This is a genomic window from Planococcus liqunii, from assembly GCF_030413595.1.
Taxonomy (GTDB): domain Bacteria; phylum Bacillota; class Bacilli; order Bacillales_A; family Planococcaceae; genus Planococcus; species Planococcus liqunii.
Genome location: NZ_CP129238.1, coordinates 3,526,276 through 3,546,168 on the forward strand (window position 1 = coordinate 3,526,276; position 19,893 = coordinate 3,546,168).

A 19,893-nucleotide genomic window follows, 5' to 3' on the forward strand; every position below is an offset into this window, starting at 1 on the left:
TTTTATTATACCACCACAGGGCGGTTCGGAGGAACTCTGCTGCGCTTAACAGAAAAACGCATCTGCCTCAGGACAGATGCGTTTTTTTCAATTAACCGATGACGTGAAACACAAAATTCATGAGGAACAAGCCGGCGATGATGTAAAGCGTCATCGACACTTCCCGCCATTTTCCGATCGCCACTTTCAAGATCGGGTACAGGATAAAGCCGATGGCGATGCCGTCTGCAATGCTGTACGTAAAGGGAATCAATGCCACAATCAGCAGCGCCGGGAAGCTTTCGCTCATGTCTTTCATATCCAGATTGCGGATATTCTGCACCATCAAGCCGCCGACAATGATCAGGATCGGCGCAATGGCGCTATCCGGAATCAGTTTGATAACGGGGATGAAAAAAACAGAAGCCATAAACAATAATCCGGTCGTGACAGCTGTCAAACCGGTACGTCCGCCTGCCGCCATAGCTGCAGCACTTTCAGCGCTCGCTATTGTCGGGCTTGTGCCAAAGATGCCCGATGCCATTGCTGAAACGGAAGTTGCCTGGAACGCACGACCGAACTTTTCAGGGCGTTCCACAAACGAAACCTGTCCCTGAACGGTCCCGATATTCTCGAAAACGATGACCATCGTCAAAGAGAAGACGGCAATCCAAAAGCCCATCGACAAAATCCCGTCAAACGACAGCGCACCAAACACAGCAAACGCTTCGGAAGCATCGATTGAAGAGCCGCTCATCGCACTCATATCAATCAAACCGAAAAACGACGCGATCACGGTGCCTGCCACGATTGTAATCAGGAAATTCCCAGGCACGTTGCGGATAAATAGCACAATCGCTACGATGAACGTCAGAACCGTCGCCAGAACATGCGGTTCACCAAGTGAGCCGAGTGCCAGAATTGAACTAGTTCCACGCTCGACAATGCCGCCTTTTTCCAGGCCGATCAGCATCAGGAACAAGCCAAGCCCTACGATAATCGCTTCTTTCAGTGAATACGGCACAGCTGCATTCAACAGTTTCGCGAGACGCGTAAATGCGACAACGACGAAGATGAGGCCCGAGATGAACACGACAGCCAATGCTTCCGGCCACGACAAGCCCATCGACTGGACCATCGTATACGAAAACAAGGCGTTGATGCCCATGCCCGGAACCAACAGAATCGGTGCATTGCCCCAAAAACCCATGACCAGACAGCCGAATACGGATGCTGCAATGGTGGCTATAATCGCCGCTTCAAGCGGCATGCCGGATTCCGACAGAATCAGCGAATTGACCGCAATGATGTACACGACGGTAAAAAAGCCGATGACGCCCGCAGACATTTCCCGTTTCACCGAAGTTCCATTTGTTTGAAGACCAAAAAAGCGGTCCATCCAATTAAACATTCACAAAACCTTCTATTAAATTAGCCCTCTCCCTACCCGCTCTTCCCATAAATTACAGGTGAGCCAATATAGGAGTTTAATCCAAAAAAAGGTTGCTGTCAAGGTATTTAGCTTGAATGGGGCTTGTTCATTTTCTTGCCGCAAAAAGCAGCAAATCAATAGGGTTTTGCGCCATTTATTTAGAGGGTTTCAAGCTGGGTGAATGATGCTATACTTCATTTAATTCATTAAAAAAGAGGTGAAGCTTTGAACAAATTAGAATTGAGGATGCTGGCGAAAACGGAAGGGTTGGAGCGGCTGGCCAGCCGGCTGCCTGATGGCCACTCTCAACTGAAATTCATACAAAGTGAATGGCACCGGGCCGCTTCAGGACAAAGAGGCGAAACCCATTTGGCATTGAGATTCAAGGAGTTTCACCTGGATGAAGCGTTTCACATTTTATGGGATGTGAATCTGAAGCTGGGTGATTGGCCCGTTCAAATGGATGGGCTCCTATTGACCGAGCGCTGCGCCATTATTATCGAATCGAAGAACATCAGCGGCAAAATCCATTTTGATGATAACACCGGCGAGTTTTACCGGTTCGATGAAGATGACGTAAAAACGGTGTTGGAAGACCCCCGCGTCCAACTTAACAAACATATCCGCTTTCTGGCGGCCTGGTTCAAGGCACGGAAAATCACCTTGCCGATCCGCGGCTTGATCGTGTTCACCGCAAAAAAGTGCGAGTTCATTGCCAAACCAGCCGATGCACCGATCTGCAAAACGTACCAGCTGCCCGAAACCCTCTTGAAAATCTGGACAGCTTCTCCCCCTAAAGAGCCGGATGTAAAATTACTGAAAATCAAAAAGACGCTTCTATCCAATCAAACCCCTTTTAGACAAACTCCATTGTGCAAAAGATACTTCATCGATCCAAGCGAGTTGAAACCTGGCGTCTATTGCCAAGGCTGCCAGTCGTATGCCATGCAGCGCGTAAGGCGAAGCTGGCAATGCCCACGATGCGGAGAACGCGACAGTTCCGCTCACGTACTGGCGCTGCGGGAGTATTTTACGCTGGTCAGCAGCGAACTGACAAATCAGGAGTTCAGGAGATTTTGCGGGATAAAATCTAGGTCGGTGGCTACCCGTTTGTTAAAAGAGTTAAATTTGGAAACAACCGGCGAATTAAAAGCGCGAGTTTATCAGCTCAAATCATGAAGACGCCGTTCTCCTGTCGAAAATTGTTGAACGCGCATAAATTTTCCTGAACGAGCATAAAATTCTCTGACTCCCTACCTGTCAAGTAGACACGAGTTTATCGGCGTTTTTTCTCATATGCGATTATAGACGGAGAGCCGATTTCGCTTCCGTCCGAATTTCTTCGAGCCTAAAAACGCTTCTCAAAGTGGCTATTGATTAAGTGCGCGGTTTAAGCGGCCCGTGCTTGTAAATTGCGGTATGTAACCGGTGACGCACCGAGTTTCAGTTGCGGTCGTGTCTCGTTATAATACGTGATGTAGGCGGCTACTGCTGCGCGCATTTGGGCTGCCGTTTCAGGCACAGTGAAACCGGGCATTTCGGTTTTGAGCTTGCCAAAAAAGCTTTCAATCGGCGCATTGTCCCAACAGTTGCCCCGACGGGACATTGACTGGGTCAGTTCCATTTTTTTCAGGAGTCCTTGATAGCTATGGCTGGTGAACTGGATGCCCTGATCACTGTGGAGAAGGGCTTCTTTCTCGAACCCGCGTGCTTCCAACTGACGAACGGCCTCCAGGACAAAATCCACATCCAGGGTGTCGCTGATGGTGTAAGCAACGATTTCGTTATTGTATAGATCCAGAATTGCACATAAGTAGATAAAGTCCCGGAATGGCTTTTTCACTTCCAGGTAACTGATATCAACGGAAAACTTGAGACCCGGTCGCATGGCCTTGAAGTTCCGGTTCAGGAGATTATCGATAACCGCATGGCCGCTTCCGGCAGGACGTGGCTTTCGGCGTGCTGTCTTGAGCGGCATGCGATACATTTCCCGCATCCGGCGGATGCGTTTGAGACTGACGATATGAGTGTATACATTCTCGAGCTCCAGCTTAAACCGTTCGTGACCCAAATTCCCACCATGGGTGACGTAGAGCGAAAGCATCTGTTTTAAAAGCGCTTGGTCCCGTTCCGTTTGCGACTGCGCAGGGTCTTTTTTCAGCCGTTTGTAATAGCCCGCGCGGCTCAGGTTCTGGACTATGCCAATGAGCTCTGTAATCGGGAACCGGTTCTTGTGCTCTTCAACGAACACAAAGTCGAGGTCGATCGGTTTCACTCCTTTCGGAGCGCAATAAGCTTTTTTAAGTACATCACTTCAAGCTTCGTGCGTTCCAATTCAGCTTTGGTAATTTCCAATTCTGTTTTCGCGTCTTTGCCCGACTCCCGTGGCCCTCTGCGTTTTTCACGAAGCACCTCAAAAGACTTGGCTTCCTTCACCAGCCGCGCCCAGTGCCGGATATTGGCAGGGTTCTGAATCTCCAGGAGGGGGGCTAATTCGTTAACGGATCGTCCTTCAAAGTACTGTTCTACCGCCTGCTTCTTGGTTTCATAGGTATAGCTTTTTCGTGTGTTCACAGTCATCACTCCTTGGTTCAAGTTTGAAGGAACAATAAACTATTTGTCTACTTTTGGTTCATTGTCTCACTCTAAGCGCGCATAAATCTTTCTGAACGCGCATAACCAAGCCCTTTATCGCATTTCGCCTGCGAAATGCATCCATCCCTGCCCTTAACAACGCATTTTCGACGTTTCTCAACTCAAAACCAACCCATAAACGGAAAAAGCGGCCGCAGCAGACGGCCGCTTCCTAAAAGAAGGACGCTTTCCGCAAGCGAAAAGCGTCCGATAAACAAAAACCTCTTCATCCGAAGATAAAGAGGTTTTTTCTTGTGAATTTATTATTACATGAACATACCGGCAATGGCCGCACTCAGAAGGGAAGCAAGCATCCCGGCAGCGACTGCCCGGATACCCAAGCGCGCGATATCTGGACGGCGGCTAGGTGCCATAGCACCCAATCCACCAAGAAGGATTGCCAATGAACTCAAGTTAGCGAAACCACAAAGGGCAAAGCTGACAACGATAACCGTTTTTGGCGACAAGTTTGCAATTTCAGGGGCAAATGAAGTGTATGCAACAAATTCGTTGAGCACCAATTTCTGTCCGATGAAACTGCCGGCTTGCACCGCTTCGGCCCAAGGCACACCAATCGCCCAGGCAAGCGGCGCGAAGATAAATCCAAGAATGCCTTGAATCGTCAAGCCTTCCAATCCGAACCAGCCGCCGACTCCGCCAAGCATCGTATTTAACAGGGCGATCAAAGCGATAAACGCAAGAAGCATTGCTCCAACATTCAAAGCCAGTTGAAGGCCATCGCCCGCACCGCGTGCAGCAGCGTCGACGACGTTGACTGACGTATTGTCTTTCTCCATGACGATGTCTTCACGGTCTTTAACGTCTTCTGTTTCCGGCATCATGATCTTCGCCATGACTAACCCCGCTGGCGCAGCCATAAAGCTTGCTGCCAGCAAGTATTCAAGAGGAACACCAAGAAGCGCGTAACCGGCTAAAGTTGAACCCGCTACAGAAGCCAGTCCCCCAGTCATGACGGCAAATAATTCCGATTTCGTCATATTGGCGATAAACGGACGGATAACAAGCGGTGCTTCCGTCTGACCGACAAAAATATTCGCTGCAGCCGAAATCGATTCTGCTTTGCTTGTTCCAAGGAGCTTGGATAAACCGCCGCCCAATATTTTGATGACGACTTGCATAATGCCTAAATAATAAAGCACCGAAATCAAAGAAGAGAAGAAGATAATAATCGTTAAGACTTGGAACGCGAATACAAATCCAAAGTTTGCCGTATCCGCCGCAGGGCCGAATACAAAACTGATTCCGGCTCCTGCAGAGTCGATGACACTTTGCACTTTGCCTGAGAACCAAAGAAGCCCCTTCTTCCCGGCTTCCCATTCAAGAACTGTAAATGCAAAGGCAAACTGAATCGCTAAACCGCCAATGATGGTTCTCGGTTTAATCGATTTCTTGCCGCTAGATAAAAGAAAGGCGATTCCCAAAACGACGAATACGCCAAAGATGCCCCATAATAAATTCACAACTTCACCTCATTAGTTTTTTAGCGTGAAACGCTTTCATTTCAGCCAGTTCGTCAGTTAATTAGTTCACTGTCGTCAGACATCTTACCAAATTCATGAAAAGAAGTAAATGGCTATCCTGTGACAAATTTTTATCTTAAAAGTTGTTATAATGCAATGAAAATTCAAACAGGCAATTGCAAAAATAGCCTTATTCCCTGCTCTTAGGCAATTCTGCTTTTTTCAGGAAAAATGCCAGGAATACCCCAATGCCGCTCAATACACCAACTACCACAAATGAAATATTGACGCCCCGCACAAGCCCCTCTGCGCCGTATTGCTGCGGGTCCAATGCCGTACCGGTCATGATGGTGACGAGCAGCGCAGTGCCGATCGAACCGGATACTTGGCGCATCGTATTGCTCATCGCGGTGCCATGCGGGATGAGGCGTTCGGGCAACTGATTGAGCCCAGCAGTGGTGACCGGCATCATCACCAGAGAAACGCCAAACATCCGGATGGCGTGCATAACAGCCAAATACGCGAAGGAAGTCGTTGTTGTCAGCACTGCGAACTGGAACGTGGAAACCGTTACGATCAACAGCCCAACAACCGCCAGCCATTTGCCGCCTGCTGCATCGAAAATCTTGCCGGCAACCGGGTTCATCGCTCCCATGATGATAGCCCCTGGCAGCAGCATCAAGCCGGATTCAAAGGCGGTAAAGCCGTGCATATTCTGCATGTAAATCGGCAAAATGGTCGCGCTGCCGATCATGGAAATAAAGACAATAACGCTTAGTATCGTCGACAAGGTGAAAATACCATAAGAAAACACGCCGAATTCCAGCAATGGCTCCTTCAAGCGGGATTGGCGGCGGATAAACACTACCAGCGAAACAATGCCAACCACAATCGATAAGATGACGGGCCAGCTCCCCCATCCTGAATTGCCGGCACTGGAAAAGCCGTAAAGAATGCCGCCAAAGCCGAACGTGGAACAGATGACAGACGGCAAATCCAATTTCGGAAAAGTCTGCTTGGTCACATTGCGCAGCAGGAAATACGCCAACACAAAATCAACGATGGCAATGGGAATCACGATGTAAAAAAGCGCACGCCATGGATACTGCTCCACAATCCAGCCCGACAAGGTCGGGCCAAGCGCCGGGGCAAACGAAATCACCAGCCCGAACAAACCCATGGCCTGCCCCCGCTTTTCAACCGGGAACACCATAAACAAGATGGTTTGCGTCAATGGCATCATGATGCCGGCACCCGAAGCCTGCACAATGCGGCCGACCATCAGCAACGGAAAACCCGGAGCCAGCGCACAAATGATGGTGCCGGCAGCAAACAAGCCGATAGCCGCCAAAAATAAGCGGCGCGTCGAAAATTTGCCGATCAAAAATGCCGTAATCGGGATCATGACCCCGTTCACCAGCATGAAAACCGTCGTCAGCCATTGCGCCACATTGGCGTTAATGTCCAAATCGTCCATAATATGCGGCAAGGCGGTGGCAAGCAAGGTTTGATTCAGGATCGCCACAAAGACACCCGCCATCAATACGGCCAAAAACGGTCCTTTACGGAAATTTATGTCCGTGGCTGACTGCTGCTCATTTTTCATTGCCCTCCACCTCCGCATATTGAAAGTGAAAATCTGTCTATATTGCTGATTACCCGCTGCCACATCAAAAAAACGCGCATTCATTCACCTGCACGCTTCCCCTACTCTTTGTATAGATTTTGTATAATACAATAAGCGATCCATTGCTCTTTTCTGGCTGACACAAAAAAGCCGGATTTCTCCGGCCCCGTTTTAAGACAGCGGCAAATGCGTCGTTTTCTGTTTCATGTAATACGCTGCAGCGAAGATGGCGATGGGAACCAAAATGCTGAGCCGGAACCAGATGCCCTGGCCTCCAAGGAAAATCAGCATCATCGGAACCAATATGGCGGCACCGCTCCACACAAGCGCTTTCCATGAACTTTTCCACAAACCGTAGATAAACAGGATGACTGAAGCGATGACCAGTGACCAGAGCAGAATACCCATGACAAAGAGGCCCATCAGCAGTTCCTCCTCAACCATAATGTCTTGCTGCTCTTCTATACCCCTTTTCCATTTTTTCAACGCTGCCCAAAATAAAAAAACCAGACGCGAACTTTGCGTCTGGTTTTAGGGAATTATAGATTTTTCAGGAACAACCGGATCACATCGGCGCTGCCTATAATATTGCCGGCTGCTGTTCCCAGGTTGGTGAGAACGACCACCAAAAGGACCCGTGTGACTTTATTATCCCAGAAGCCTTTCAGCGTAAAGACATCTCTCGACAATGTTTCAAAATCGCCGACATTCGGGCGTCTCACGTAAGCCTGCATCAGGCCCGAGAACCAACCGGCAGCAAGCAGTGGATGCAGTGCGCCGACCGGCCCTCCGACAAAGGCGGTCAAAATCGCCAACGGATGGCCAAATGCCAATGCGGCGCCGATTGCGCCAAGTGAAGCGGTCCACAGCACCCAACTGATGGTGCCGTCAATGCCCGCTGCCGGGTTGTTGTAAAACGTGATGGCCAGCAGCGCGATTAAAAGAATTGGCAGCGCCCATCCGATAATGGTCGGCCATTTCGATTTCGGCGGCACTTCGGACAGCGCTTTTAAATCATGGTCGTTATGGATCTCTTTCGTAATCCCCGGCACATGGGCGGCGCCAAGAACAGCCACCACTTTATCGCCCGGCGCATCTTTGATTTTCTGCGCCAAGTATTGGTCGCGTTCGTCGATCAGCGGTTTTTTCAGCCTCGGAAACGATTGCGTAAAATCGTTCAGTACTGCATTCAGCGTATCTTGTGATTTCATTTTTTCCAGGTCTTCCTCGGAAATCGTCTCTTTGCTGAAAATGCTGAAGAACACCGACGTCAATAGCTGCGCTTTCCCCATAAACCCGATATTGCTCCAAATCCGCGAGAACGTCACTTGGATGTTGCGGTCAGCAAGCACCAGTTCTGCCCCTGTTTCTTTGGCTGATGCGATTCCCTGAATCATTTCCTGGCCCGGCTTGATACCGAACTGGTCCGCTAAGCGGTTCTGGAACGAAGAAATGGCCAGATTCATCAACAACAGGCTCGATTTCTTTTCCTTGATGACTTTGAAAATATCGGTCTCTTTCCATTTGCTGTTTTCCATGACTGACTGATAGCGCTGTGCATCAAGTTCTATGCAAACCGAATCCGGACGTTCCGTTTCGATGACCTGCTTGACTTGTTCTGCACTTTGGCGCGATACGTGCGCTGTCCCGATGAGGATCAGTTCACGGCCGTCAAGCTGGATGCGTGTAATATTTTCTTCATGCATAAAATTTCTTCCTTCATAGAACTGATTTCTTCCCGCTGTAACGCGAAAAGACTGTCTATTTCAATAATGAATCACAACACCAAAAATATCAATGCAGGGCTCTTCGTTTCCCGATTTTTTTCGCAGGAAAGCGTCACAGTTCCGGAGCATTGAACGTATCGCCGCCTTGGATGGTTCCGCTGTCAAACCCTTTATAGAACCAGCGCTTGCGCTGTTCGGAAGTACCGTGTGTAAAACTCTCCGGAACCGCATAACCGCGCGAGCGTTTCTGGATGGTGTCATCCCCGACAGCACTTGCTGCCGTCAAGGCTTCTTCCAGGTCCCCTTCTTCCAGAAGGTCCATGCCCTGTGCATGGTGCGCCCAGACACCGGCGTAGTAATCAGCCTGCAATTCAAGCTTAACCTGCAGTTTATTGTATTCCTCTTCGCTCAGCTGGTTCCGCAGCGGCTGGACTTGTTCCATAACACCCAGTAAATTCTGTACGTGGTGCCCGACTTCATGGGCAATGACATAGGCCATTGCAAAATCGCCCGGCGCCTGGAACTGCTGCTGTAATTCATCGTAGAAACTTAAGTCGATGTAGAGCTTTTGGTCACCTGGACAATAGAACGGACCGACTGCCGCCCCTGCGGTTCCACAAGCAGATTCCACGCTGCCATTAAAAAGGACCAATGTCGGTTCGGCATACTCCATGCCCTGCTTCGCAAAAACTTCTGCCCAGACATATTCCGTATCCGCCAGCACCACCGATACAAAATCGGCCAGTTCCTGCTCCTGCTCGGTTTCTACGTAAGGTTCATTCGACTGCGTGCCAGAACCGGCGCCATCCAGCAGAATGCCCGGGTCGCCTCCAAGAAACGCAAACAAAAGGACAATAAGCAAACCGCCGATGCCGCCGCCTGCTACCAGTTTCCCTCCGCCGCCTCCAGACCCTCTCCGGTCTTCGACGTTTCTGCTGCCTTGCCTGCCTCTCCACTTCATAAAAATTCGCTCCTCGCAAATACACTTTTCTTAAGCTTATACCCCAATTAGCGCAAGTTCTAATCCACTTCACGGAAGCCGGTAAATCAGGAAGCGTTCGCGGAGGTCGCGCTCCATGCCCGGAAGCGGGATTTCCGCCGTCTGTTCAAACAGCGTCCGGTGTTCCAAATAGTCTACGTAATCCTCCGACGGAAAAAACAGGATCAACTCGACCTGGCGCGGCGCCTCTTCCACCGAATTTAAAATATTGTTGACAGTAGACATAAAAATCTGGATCGAAAACGGATTAAAGAAATAAAACCGGTTGTCTCCCGGCGCAACGCCATAATCCTGTGCCAGGCAGCAGCAAAAATCAATCTTCCCTTTGGCCTGTCTGTACTTCTTCTCATAATGTGCACGGTTTTCCAATGCTTCTTCGTAAAAGGCTTCATCCATCTCGACGCCGGCCGACTCCACATCAAAGCGGTGATGTACATAGAAATTCAGCCGGCCTTTGCCGCAGCCAAAATCTACGAGCCGGTCTTCAGGCGCCAGTCTGTATTCGCCGAACAGAATGTCCAGCAGCGCATACGGCGTGGGCTCGTAGCGGTTGTGGTGCAGCGAACCCGGAAAGCCTGCTTGGCTCTTCGCGGTGCGGATGTTCAATCGTTCATCGCGTTGCTGCTCATTCACAGTGCTTCCCTCCATTTCAGTAAAAATAGTACGCCCTTCCCTTGCATTTGGAAAGGGAATTTGATAAAGTTTAGCTAATTCAATATTTTCTTGCTCCTGTAAACACGGAGTGAGGATAGAGGCGCAAAAACCATCAGTACACGAACCGAGGAGTAATGAGATCCTGTGACGTTCCTGGAAAGGGGGATTTGCCGAAGCGGTGAGGCACTCATGGTCGATTCCGCTGGTTCTGCATTAAACAAATGTAGGACTGTCATATAGGAAACTATATGGAGGGCTATCTGACGCACAGAAACGATGGATGAACATTGTTTCTATACGCAGCAACGATGCCTTCGTTGCTGCTTTTTTATTTTACATGCGGCTGGTCCATCACCTCTGATTCTAAAAAAAATGAGAAAAGGGTGGTATTATGAATTTCGGCCAAATTATTACAGCAATGGTGACGCCATTTGATGCAAACGGGGAAATCGACTTTCCAGCAACTAAAAACTTAGTGGAGCATTTGATCGCCAACGGATCAGATGGGCTGGTGGTGGCCGGCACAACCGGTGAATCGCCGACTCTTTCGACGGAAGAAAAAGTGCAGCTGTTCAAATTCGTCGTGGAAACAGCCAAAGGGCGCATTCCCATCATTGCCGGAACCGGATCAAACAACACGCGCGCATCCATCTCCCTGACCAAACAAGCGGAAGACGTCGGCGTCGACGCCATTATGCTGGTAACGCCGTATTACAATAAACCTTCACAGGAAGGCATGTTCCAGCATTTCCGGGCCATTGCCGCATCAACACGCCTGCCGATCATGCTATACAACATCCCGGGGCGCAGCGTCGTCAACTTGTCCGTAGATACCGTTGTCCGCTTGTCGCAAATTGACAACATCGTCTCCATCAAAGAAGCGAGCGGCAACTTGGACGCCGCGGCTGAAATCATTGAACGCACCGACGATTCCTTCACGCTTTACAGCGGAGACGACAGCTTGACCTTGCCGATTCTTTCGATTGGAGGCAACGGCATCGTCTCAGTCGCGGCGCATATCATCGGAAACGAAATGAAAGACATGATCACGAACTTCCGAAACGGCAACAATACAGCGGCTGCAGCAGCACACCGCAGGCTTCTGCCGGTCATGAATGCCCTGTTTGCTGCACCAAACCCGGTGCCGGTAAAAACTGCCTTGAATTTGTCAGGCGTAGAAGTCGGCAACGTCCGCTTGCCGATGATTCCATTGAACGAATCTGAAACTCTGACATTGCGTCAGGTATTGTCGTCTGGCAGAGTCAATTCCTAATTGGATTCAATAAATGAAGAATAAGCAGAAAACCGCTGAAGCCAACGCTTCAGCGGTTTTTCTCTTACTTCATTTCAGTCAGTTTTTTAAATGCCTGTTTCAAGCTTCCACCCAGCGCCAGCTGATTGACGTCGATTCCGAGCTGGACCATGGTTTGGGCGATTTCCGGGCGGATGCCGGTCAAGACGGCTTTGACGCCGATCAGGTTCAAGGATTGCGTTAGCTTGATGATTTGCTCGGCAACCATTGAATCGACTTTAACGACACCCGACAAGTCGATGATGAGCACGGAAACCTGCAGGCGGCCAACAGCAAGCAGGGTTTTTTCGAGAATGTGCTGTGCGCGGTCCACTTCAATGGCTCCAACAATCGGCAAAATGGCAATTTGGTCATTCACCGGGACAACCGGTGATGACAACTCCAGGAATTCTTGCCGGGCAACTGCCAAATTCTTCTGATAGCTGTTGATATACGTTGAACTGTAAGAATGGGCAGCATGGTCCAGCAGGGAATGGAAAAACTCCATCACCTCAAACAGGATTTCCAATGGCATCTTTCTATGCAGGGCTTCTGTTTTAATGACCTTGCCGATATGCTTGCGGTACAAATGCGTCTCTGCCAAGGCACTATCAAGCGACATGCCTTCTTTCAAAAAATGATTCCCCGTAGCTTCCCCCCATGTGGAAATTTCCTTAAAGACCGTTTCGGGATCGGTATAATTTTGAATCGATTTTCCCAACAGCTTGATAAAGCCCATCCGAAACTGAGAGACGGCTTCCAAAAATTCTTTGTATTGCCCCCGTTCTTCGTTGCTGGCATTTTTTAAAGTTTCTTCTTGTATAAGTTCGGCTATTAAACGCTGGTCTTGTTCCACGCGCTCCCCAAGCAACCTGATCTCTTTATCCATCCTGACCTCCATAAGCACTATTCGTAAGATTTGTTAATTAATTATAACTGCCTCGAAACGCCACGGATACCTTTCTGCAAATATATTTCCATGGGTTTTCAGCCCTTCCTACAGAAAAAAGCCTTTCCAGTGAAAAAACACTGAAAAGGCCTGGTTTTGCAAAATGGCCGGTTTACTCTTATGCTACCGTAACCCGGTTCCTGCCTGCATTTTTCGAAGCATACAACGCTTCATCCGCGCGGGCAAACAAAGAGTCTGCATTGTCGCCGGTTTCAAAAATGGCCACACCGATACTGACTGTAACCGGTATATGAACCCACTCGCCATGTTCAATTTTCCGGCGAAGCTCTTCAGCAAACGCCTCGGCTTTCGGTTTGGCCGAATCCGCCAAAAGAATGACAAATTCCTCTCCGCCCATACGGGCAGCAATGCCGTGTCCGGTTGCTTCGTTCAGCAGCTTCCAGGATAATTCCTGCAACACGGCATCTCCCATCTGGTGGCCGTATGTATCATTGACGCGTTTAAAAAAATCGATATCAATGATGAGAAGCGCCAAAGGCAGGCCGGCTTCTGCCTGGCCTGCCAATTCCGACAATGCCTCTTCCAGATAACGCCGGTTTTTCAGGCCGGTCAACGGGTCGGTAGTCGTCATCTGCTGCAGGTTGGCGTTCAATTCTTCCAGCTCCCGCTGCTTCTGCTCGACTTCGGCCAGCAAGTTCTGCAGCTTGGCATAGGCTTCCACCGCTTCCTGGTTGATTTTTTCTGCATTGCGCTTGGCCAGCAGCAATTCCTTTTCATATTCGCCGCGGATCGTCATCGGGATCAAGGCACATTCGTAAAGGCCATTCCGTTTGACCGTGTTCATCAGCACCGGAACCGGTCCGGCCGCGCCTTTTAAAGTCAAAAACATTTCATCGACTCTTCCGTGCAACGCAATGGAAGGCATAAAGTACGTTTGGAAATAGACACGGGAGGCGACGGTCAGCAGGTTATGGACATTGCCGGGTACGTGCTTTTCTGCACCGGCCAATTCCCGCATGGCCGCGTTCATCTCGATAATCTTGTAATTTTCATCAATCACCAAATAGCAAAATGGCGCCAAGTTCAGTTGCTCATCCATCCCCGGATCCCCTTCCTAGTTTTCCAAGTATTCCTTTATCATCCTTACCGTTTCTTCCGAATCGCTGATATGCGGATTATGCCCTGCCGCATTCATCAACCTTAACCGGCTTCCTTTAATATTCTCGTGGACATACTGTCCCACTTCCGGCGGCGCGATGGCATCAAAGCGCGTCTGAAGAATCAGTGTAGGAACCGAGACTTTCGAAAGTTCGGAGCGGACGTCTGACGTAAAAGTCACTTCCGCAAACTGGCGTGCAATCACGGGATCGTTGGAACACAGGATTTCTTCAAAATCTGCTGCCAGATGCGGGCGGTCTTCGTTTTGCATGACGACTGGCGCCAAGTATTTTGCCCATTCTTTATAATTGATTTCCATCATATCGAGCAGCTCATCAATATCGGATTTTTCAAAGCCGCCGTGATAATCCGGTTCGTTTAAATAATAAGGAGAAGGCGCAATCATGATCATCTTATCGATCAAGCCCGGACGTTCAATGGAAGCAAGCATGCCGATCATGCTGCTGACTGAGTGGCCGACAAACACAATGTTTTCCAAATTCAGCGCATCGCATAAATCGAACAAATCCTGCTTGTATCCGTGCAAGCTTCCGTATCGTTCCGTAGTGTAAGCCGATTTATCGCTTTTCCCTGCTCCCACGTAATCGAATAGCACCACCCGGTACTTTTCTTCGAAAGCCGGTGCAATGTCACTCCAAACATATTGGTCACAGCCGAAGCCGTGCCCAAAGACCAGCATTTGCTGCCCTTGCCCGAACAACCGGACGTTATTGCGTTTTAAAATGTCTGTATCCACCATAAAAACACCCCTTTGTAAATTCCAAAACAAGCCATTCTGCTTTTAAACAGTAAGTCCCATCATACCACTAAAAGAAGAAATGCACGGTTTTATACCAATCTTACTATATGCTGACACCGAAAATGAACAAAAAGATGCGGTAACTTATACAAGGGGACATGTCAAAAAAGGCAGTTGCGAATTGGATCCAACTGCCTTCCTTATGTTGAATTGCCTATTTTGAAAAATCACCTGACTTCAGCACTCCAGTGTCCGCTTTCAGTCCGTTACCAGCTCGCTTTTTTCACTCCAGGAATCTGCCCTTTATGTGCGAGGTTTCTGAAAGCGATGCGCGACATTCCGAATTTCCGCAGGTAAGCTCTCGGCCGCCCGGTCTGTGAACAGCGGTTTTTTAAGCGGATCGGGTTTGAATCTTTCGGCAGTTTTGCCAGTGCAGCGTAATCGCCATTATCCTTCAACTCTTTCCGTCGCTCTGCAAATTGCGCGGCCATTCTTCTTTGTTTGTGGTCTTTTGCTATCTTCGATTTTTTAGCCATCTTTTGCTCCTCTTAAAAATATTCACTGCGATTAATGTAAGTTTTATTTCGTTTCCCGGTGCAGCGTCATTTTTCTAAGCCGGGGACTGTATTTCTTTAACTCAATCCGCTCGGGATTTTTCCGCTTGTTTTTTGTGCTCGTGTAATTCCGGTCTCCAGTTTCCGTGCATGCTAAAATGATATTTACTCTCATTTTTTCTCCTCCTTGGTAAATTGCTTTTCACTTCAAGCATTAACATGCAGGCAGCTGATCCTTTAATAATTTCCAATCCGATGCGAGCTCTTCAGCGGTCAGCAAGCAGCCGTCCAGCTGTCCGGCAAGTACGCTTGGATTGATGCCGATTCCGATCAATACAAGTTCCGTCATTTTGATGCCATCTTCCGCTTCCCACGTCCCGGCCCTTTCGATACTTAAAGAAGGTCCGGCTTGAGATAACAGGATGGCCGTCTCGTTGCGGGTAGCCAGCCATAAGAAACCTTTCGCCCGAATCACTTCCACCGGCCAGCCGAGCATCCACTTTTCCAGGCGCTCCGGATGGAACGGCTTTTGGCTGCGGTAAACAAAAGAAGAAATGCCAAATTCCTCGCTTTCGGGAATGTGTTCGTCATTCAACTCCTTGATCCAGCCGGCACTTTGGCTCGACTTTTCAAAATCAAAGCGGCCGGTGTTCAGGACTTCGCCTAATGCGACTTGCGAATAGGCCGCTTCAAGGATCCGGGCTTCCGGATTCAGGGCGTGAAGGGCTCTTTTCAATTCCAGACGCTTTTTTTCCGGCAGCAAATCGGTTTTGTTCAAAACAAGCACATCGGCAAACTCAATTTGGTCAATCAGCAAATCGGCAATTTCCCGTTCGTCGGCTGCATCCGCCTGCTGTTTCCGGTCCACCAGCGTTTCCCCGGATGCAAAATCCTGCCAGAAGGCATTGCCGTCCACCACCGTAACCATCGTGTCCAGCCGGCAGAACTTCAGCAAGTCCACATTCAAAGTTTCATCTATGTAGGTAAATGTCTGGGCTACCGGAACGGGTTCACTGATTCCGGAAGACTCGATGACGATATAGTCAATCCCTCCGCTCTTAGCGAGTTTTTCCACTTCTAAAATCAGATCTTCCCGAAGCGTGCAGCAAATGCAGCCGTTTTGCAGTTCCACCAATTTTTCTTCAGTCCTTAAAAAGTTCTTCTGTTTGACCAAAGAAGCGTCAATGTTCACTTCGCTCATGTCATTCACAATGACCGCCACTTTCAGATTTTCGCTGTTCTGCAAGATGTGGTTCAATAATGTCGTTTTTCCGGAACCTAAATAGCCGCTCAAAACCGTCACCGGTATTTTGTCTTCCATCGCCGAATTCATCCTTTCGTCTCGCTTCGTTTATAAATCGTAATTATTACGTTTTATATACTACAGACCGATCTTTCACAAATCAAGCTTTTTATGCGTAAATAAAAAAATCAGCCGCGTTTAAAGCGGCTGATTCAACTTGCAGCTATTCACCGGCAAACTTCTGCTTGCCTTCTACGAACGTTTCTCCTGTTTCATCCGTTCACGCAATCCGCCTTCCACTTCGCTTCCGGCTTCCATCGGTTCATACAGCGAACCGGGATTCGGCTCCATCGGCGGCGCGTCTTGAATGACTTTTTGGACGAACTTGGCATTGGCCGATTCCGTCGTTCCCGGCATCAAATGGCTCGACAGGACCGAGGCTTTCGATTTGGCGCCCACTGCCACGGATTCCTGCGGCTTGTCGATCAGCCCGACGATGGCGTCAATGACGATTTGCGGGTCGTCCATCGGCTTCATTTCAGCGGCGTGGCCGGTATAATTGCCGGTGTGGATAAACCAAGGCGTATCGGTCGCCCACGGCATGACTGTACAGACATGGATATCCTCATATCCTTCGAGCCGCATTTCTTCATTTAGCGCGGCACCCAGCCCGGCTACGGCATGTTTTGACGAGCTGTAGCCGGCATAATACGGAAATGCGATTTCGCTGGTAACTGAACCAAGATTAATGAGGATGCCTTTTTTCGATTCCTTGAAATGACGCAGTGCAAAATGGCTGCCGTTGATGACTCCTTTGACATTCACTTCAATAACGCGCTTTAAATCGTTGGTTGGAATATCGGTGAACGGCCCGATGGCCCCGATGCCGGCATTGTTAATCCAAACGTCGATTTTGCCGAACGCCGAGAGCGCCTCTTCAAACAAATTAGCGACATCCCCTTCCTTGCTGACATCGGTCGTCACCGCAATGGCACGCGGCCCCAGTTCTTCTGCCAGCGCCTCGATCAAAGCCGTACGGCGTGCAGCCAGCACGACATTTGCCCCTTCGGCAGCAAGCTGCCGGGCGACGCCTTTCCCAAATCCGCTCGACGCTCCCGTAATGACAATGGTCATCCCTTCGCGGGACATTTTTTTGGCCATCATGAATCTCTCCTGTCCTTCAATTATTTTTCATCAGCCATTTTCTTTTCAAATCGTTCGCGCAAATCGCCCGATACTCCCGTCCCTTCCGGACGCGGTTCAAACAGGCTGCCTGAAGTCGCAGGCGATGGCGGAGCAGCTTCGAGCATTTCCTTAAACTGCCGGCTGTTCAGCGAACGTGTCGTTTTCGGCAATACATTGCTTAACGCTGTGGTTCCTTTCACTTTGGCACCGACTTCCAGATTCTGCTCTGGATTGTCAATCTGGCCAAGGATGGCATCCACCACTTGCTGCGGATCGTCCGCCGGCCCGATGACAATTTCATGGCCGCTGTAATTGCCGGCATGCGCTGTCCACGGTGTATCCGTCACCCACGGGTCAACGGAGCAAACATGAATGTCCTTATAGTCTTCCAGACTCATTTCCTGGTGCAGGCCGTTGGTGAGGCCGGATACACCGTATTTGCTTGCTGTATAAGCTGCGCCGAACGCAAGGGGCACTTTGCTGGCAAAAGACGCCACATTGATCAGCGTGCCGTATTTTTGTTTTTTGAATTGGTTCAGGGCATAATGGCTGCCGTAAAGCGTCCCGAGGAAATTGACTTCCACCGTGCGGTTCAGGTCTTTCAGCGGCGTATCCGTAAACGGGCCATACGTTCCGGTTCCGGCATTGTTAATCCAGACATCAACTTTTCCATGCGCAGATACCGCTGCATCAAGAAGCCGGGCGATGTCTTCTTCTTTTGTGATATCAGCGGTTACGGCAATCGCATGGGCTCCGCATTCCTCTGCCAGCTTCTCAATTTCATTGGTTCTGCGCGCAGCAAGCACGACGTTTGCCCCTTCACTCGCCAGCTGCTTGGCTACCCCTTTTCCAATGCCGCTGGAGGCACCGGTGACTACCACCGTCAAGTTTTCGCGTAAGCGTTCATTTGGCATGCTGTTTCCTCCCCGTTCTTTTAGATTTTCCCTTTTCACTTGTCTCCTGCAAGTTTCTTTTTCAAGCGATCGCGCATTTTTCCGGAAACTTCGGTGCCTTCGTCTTTCGGCTGGTGAAGGCTGCCCGCAGAATTTCCCGCTTCCGGTGCAGACCGCAGCATTCCGAGCAGCGACCGGCCATTCAAGTATTCGACCACTTGCGGCATGAGTTCGAAAGAAGCCACCGCCGCTTTCGATTTAAACCCGACATCCACATCCGCTTTCGGCCGGTCGATCAGGCCGATGATGACATCGATGACTTTTTCCGGTGCGTCCACGGGACCAAGCACAATTTCATGGCCGCTGTAATTGGCGAGATGCTCCACCCACGGGGTATCCGTCACCCAAGGATGCACCGCACAGACATGGATGCCGTTATGCCCTTCCAATTTCATTTCTTCGTATATGCCGCCTGTCATCCCGGTGATGCCGAATTTCGTGGCGGTGTACGCCGCCCCGAAAGGCAGTGGAACTTTGCTGACAAAGGACGACATGTTGATAAGCGTCCCGTGCCCCTGTTTTTTAAATTGGCGGAGCGCCAAGTGAGTGCCGTACATCGTGCCAATCATATTGATGTCGACCAGCCGGTTCAGATCTTTCAACGGCGTATCCGTAAAAGAACCAAGGATGCCGAGGCCGGCGTTATTGAACCAGACATCGATTTTTCCGAAGCGGGACAAAGCCGTATCCATCAGGCGCTGCATATCGCCTTCGTCGCTTATATCGGTGGTGACGGCCACTGCATTCGGACCGCATTGCCTAGCCAGTTCTTCAATCAGTGCGGTCCGGCGGGCTGCCAGCACGACATTGGCCCCTTCTTCCGATAGTTTCTGTGCCACCCCTTTTCCAAAACCGCTCGATGCCCCGGTAATGACCACAGTCAGCCCTTTATACGAAGCGTGCTTCGCCATTTTCATTCCTCCTTTCACCAGCTAAGTTTTAGATGGTTTAGCCATACCCCTTTTCCACTATGAGAAACGTGCCTGGCGCCCTGAGCGAAACGATTTTGAACAAAAAATAAAGCCGGCCAATTATGTGCCGGCCGGCTTTATTGCGGTTATTTCTTTGCTTACTATTTGCTGTTAATAGCTCAATGCTTTTTCGTAAAGCCATCTTTTCAAATTGCCGATGGACGGGAAAGAGACGGCTTCTCCGGTAAGCTTATTTTCTGCGCTTATGATGACATCAAACTCATCCTGAACGAAAGACCATCCGTCTTCAATAAGAGTGCGCGCCGTTTTAATCATCATGCTTGACCCTTTGATCACTTCCATTTTTATAGCCTCCCTTTCGATTGGTGTAGTT

Annotated in this window: 21 protein-coding genes and 1 riboswitch; of the genes, 2 read left to right on the top strand and 19 right to left on the bottom strand. The window is 49.6% G+C overall.

Going from position 1 to position 19,893, the window contains the following annotated elements; translation table 11 throughout:
* Nucleotides 1–91: 91 nt before the first annotated feature.
* Nucleotides 92–1,390 carry an NCS2 family permease gene (locus QWY22_RS17420; RefSeq protein WP_300982075.1) on the bottom strand — a complete coding sequence of 433 codons (1,299 nt, stop codon included), beginning with the start codon at nt 1,388–1,390 and terminating at the stop codon, nt 92–94.
* 246 nt (nt 1,391–1,636) lie between these two features.
* Here QWY22_RS17420 and QWY22_RS17425 point away from each other — a divergent pair, with 246 nt between their 5' ends.
* Complete coding sequence (locus QWY22_RS17425; RefSeq protein WP_300982076.1) at nt 1,637–2,590, top strand: nuclease-related domain-containing protein; 954 nt, start codon at nt 1,637–1,639, stop codon at nt 2,588–2,590.
* A gap of 211 nt (nt 2,591–2,801) precedes the next feature.
* Here the strand turns inward: QWY22_RS17425 and QWY22_RS17430 are convergent, their stop codons facing one another.
* The 8 genes from QWY22_RS17430 to QWY22_RS17465 all read right to left on the bottom strand — a co-directional run bounded on the left by QWY22_RS17430 (nt 2,802) and on the right by QWY22_RS17465 (nt 10,513).
* Nucleotides 2,802–3,686, bottom strand: coding sequence for an IS3 family transposase (locus QWY22_RS17430; RefSeq protein WP_300982077.1), 885 nt, complete (start codon nt 3,684–3,686; stop codon nt 2,802–2,804).
* Nucleotides 3,683–3,985 (bottom strand): transposase, encoded by a 303-nt coding sequence (locus QWY22_RS17435; RefSeq protein ID WP_300982078.1) that lies wholly within the window; start codon nt 3,983–3,985, stop codon nt 3,683–3,685. Before QWY22_RS17435 ends, QWY22_RS17430 begins: the two co-directional genes overlap by 4 nt.
* A gap of 326 nt (nt 3,986–4,311) precedes the next feature.
* Nucleotides 4,312–5,526, bottom strand: a complete 1,215-nt coding sequence (locus tag QWY22_RS17440) for a NupC/NupG family nucleoside CNT transporter (RefSeq protein ID WP_300982079.1) — start codon at nt 5,524–5,526, stop codon at nt 4,312–4,314.
* A gap of 190 nt (nt 5,527–5,716) precedes the next feature.
* Complete coding sequence (locus tag QWY22_RS17445; RefSeq protein WP_300982080.1) at nt 5,717–7,132, bottom strand: MDR family MFS transporter; 1,416 nt, start codon at nt 7,130–7,132, stop codon at nt 5,717–5,719.
* Between the two features lie 192 nt (nt 7,133–7,324).
* The gene (locus QWY22_RS17450) at nt 7,325–7,597 is read right to left on the bottom strand and encodes a hypothetical protein (RefSeq protein ID WP_300982081.1); all 273 of its coding nucleotides are present in this window, start codon (nt 7,595–7,597) and stop codon (nt 7,325–7,327) included.
* Nucleotides 7,598–7,692: 95 nt separating this feature from the next.
* On the bottom strand, nt 7,693–8,859 hold the full coding sequence (locus tag QWY22_RS17455; protein WP_300982082.1) for a TraB/GumN family protein: 1,167 nt from the start codon (nt 8,857–8,859) through the stop codon (nt 7,693–7,695).
* Between the two features lie 133 nt (nt 8,860–8,992).
* Nucleotides 8,993–9,841: a KPN_02809 family neutral zinc metallopeptidase gene (gene ypfJ, locus QWY22_RS17460; protein WP_300982083.1), complete on the bottom strand. Its 849-nt coding sequence runs from the start codon at nt 9,839–9,841 to the stop codon at nt 8,993–8,995.
* Between the two features lie 69 nt (nt 9,842–9,910).
* Nucleotides 9,911–10,513, bottom strand: coding sequence for a class I SAM-dependent methyltransferase (locus QWY22_RS17465; RefSeq protein ID WP_300982084.1), 603 nt, complete (start codon nt 10,511–10,513; stop codon nt 9,911–9,913).
* 108 nt (nt 10,514–10,621) lie between these two features.
* Nucleotides 10,622–10,801: riboswitch (Lysine riboswitch) on the top strand.
* 124 nt (nt 10,802–10,925) lie between these two features.
* Here QWY22_RS17465 and dapA point away from each other — a divergent pair.
* Nucleotides 10,926–11,807 carry a 4-hydroxy-tetrahydrodipicolinate synthase gene (gene dapA / locus QWY22_RS17470; RefSeq protein ID WP_300982085.1) on the top strand — a complete coding sequence of 294 codons (882 nt, stop codon included), beginning with the start codon at nt 10,926–10,928 and terminating at the stop codon, nt 11,805–11,807.
* Nucleotides 11,808–11,871: 64 nt separating this feature from the next.
* On the opposite strand, the gene QWY22_RS17475 is transcribed toward dapA, so the two are convergent.
* From QWY22_RS17475 to QWY22_RS17520, 10 genes are all read right to left on the bottom strand, one after another.
* Complete coding sequence (locus QWY22_RS17475) at nt 11,872–12,714, bottom strand: STAS domain-containing protein (RefSeq protein ID WP_300982086.1); 843 nt, start codon at nt 12,712–12,714, stop codon at nt 11,872–11,874.
* Nucleotides 12,715–12,892: 178 nt separating this feature from the next.
* Entirely contained in the window at nt 12,893–13,834 is a 942-nt protein-coding gene (locus tag QWY22_RS17480; protein ID WP_300982087.1) for a GGDEF domain-containing protein, read from the bottom strand.
* A 15-nt stretch (nt 13,835–13,849) separates the two neighbouring features.
* Nucleotides 13,850–14,650, bottom strand: coding sequence for an alpha/beta fold hydrolase (locus tag QWY22_RS17485; RefSeq protein ID WP_300984422.1), 801 nt, complete (start codon nt 14,648–14,650; stop codon nt 13,850–13,852).
* A gap of 269 nt (nt 14,651–14,919) precedes the next feature.
* Nucleotides 14,920–15,189 carry a 30S ribosomal protein S14 gene (rpsN, locus tag QWY22_RS17490; RefSeq protein WP_300982088.1) on the bottom strand — a complete coding sequence of 90 codons (270 nt, stop codon included), beginning with the start codon at nt 15,187–15,189 and terminating at the stop codon, nt 14,920–14,922.
* A 43-nt stretch (nt 15,190–15,232) separates the two neighbouring features.
* Nucleotides 15,233–15,382: a 50S ribosomal protein L33 gene (gene rpmG / locus QWY22_RS17495; RefSeq protein ID WP_300982089.1), complete on the bottom strand. Its 150-nt coding sequence runs from the start codon at nt 15,380–15,382 to the stop codon at nt 15,233–15,235.
* A 39-nt stretch (nt 15,383–15,421) separates the two neighbouring features.
* Nucleotides 15,422–16,528, bottom strand: coding sequence for a GTP-binding protein (locus tag QWY22_RS17500; protein WP_300982090.1), 1,107 nt, complete (start codon nt 16,526–16,528; stop codon nt 15,422–15,424).
* A gap of 174 nt (nt 16,529–16,702) precedes the next feature.
* Nucleotides 16,703–17,611 carry an SDR family NAD(P)-dependent oxidoreductase gene (locus QWY22_RS17505; protein WP_300982091.1) on the bottom strand — a complete coding sequence of 303 codons (909 nt, stop codon included), beginning with the start codon at nt 17,609–17,611 and terminating at the stop codon, nt 16,703–16,705.
* A 23-nt stretch (nt 17,612–17,634) separates the two neighbouring features.
* A complete protein-coding gene (locus QWY22_RS17510) occupies nt 17,635–18,549 on the bottom strand; it encodes an SDR family NAD(P)-dependent oxidoreductase (protein ID WP_300982092.1) in 915 nt (304 codons plus the stop codon).
* A 35-nt stretch (nt 18,550–18,584) separates the two neighbouring features.
* Nucleotides 18,585–19,499, bottom strand: coding sequence for an SDR family NAD(P)-dependent oxidoreductase (locus tag QWY22_RS17515; protein ID WP_300982093.1), 915 nt, complete (start codon nt 19,497–19,499; stop codon nt 18,585–18,587).
* Nucleotides 19,500–19,670: 171 nt separating this feature from the next.
* A complete protein-coding gene (locus QWY22_RS17520; protein WP_036811823.1) occupies nt 19,671–19,862 on the bottom strand; it encodes a hypothetical protein in 192 nt (63 codons plus the stop codon).
* Nucleotides 19,863–19,893: the final 31 nt, after the last annotated feature.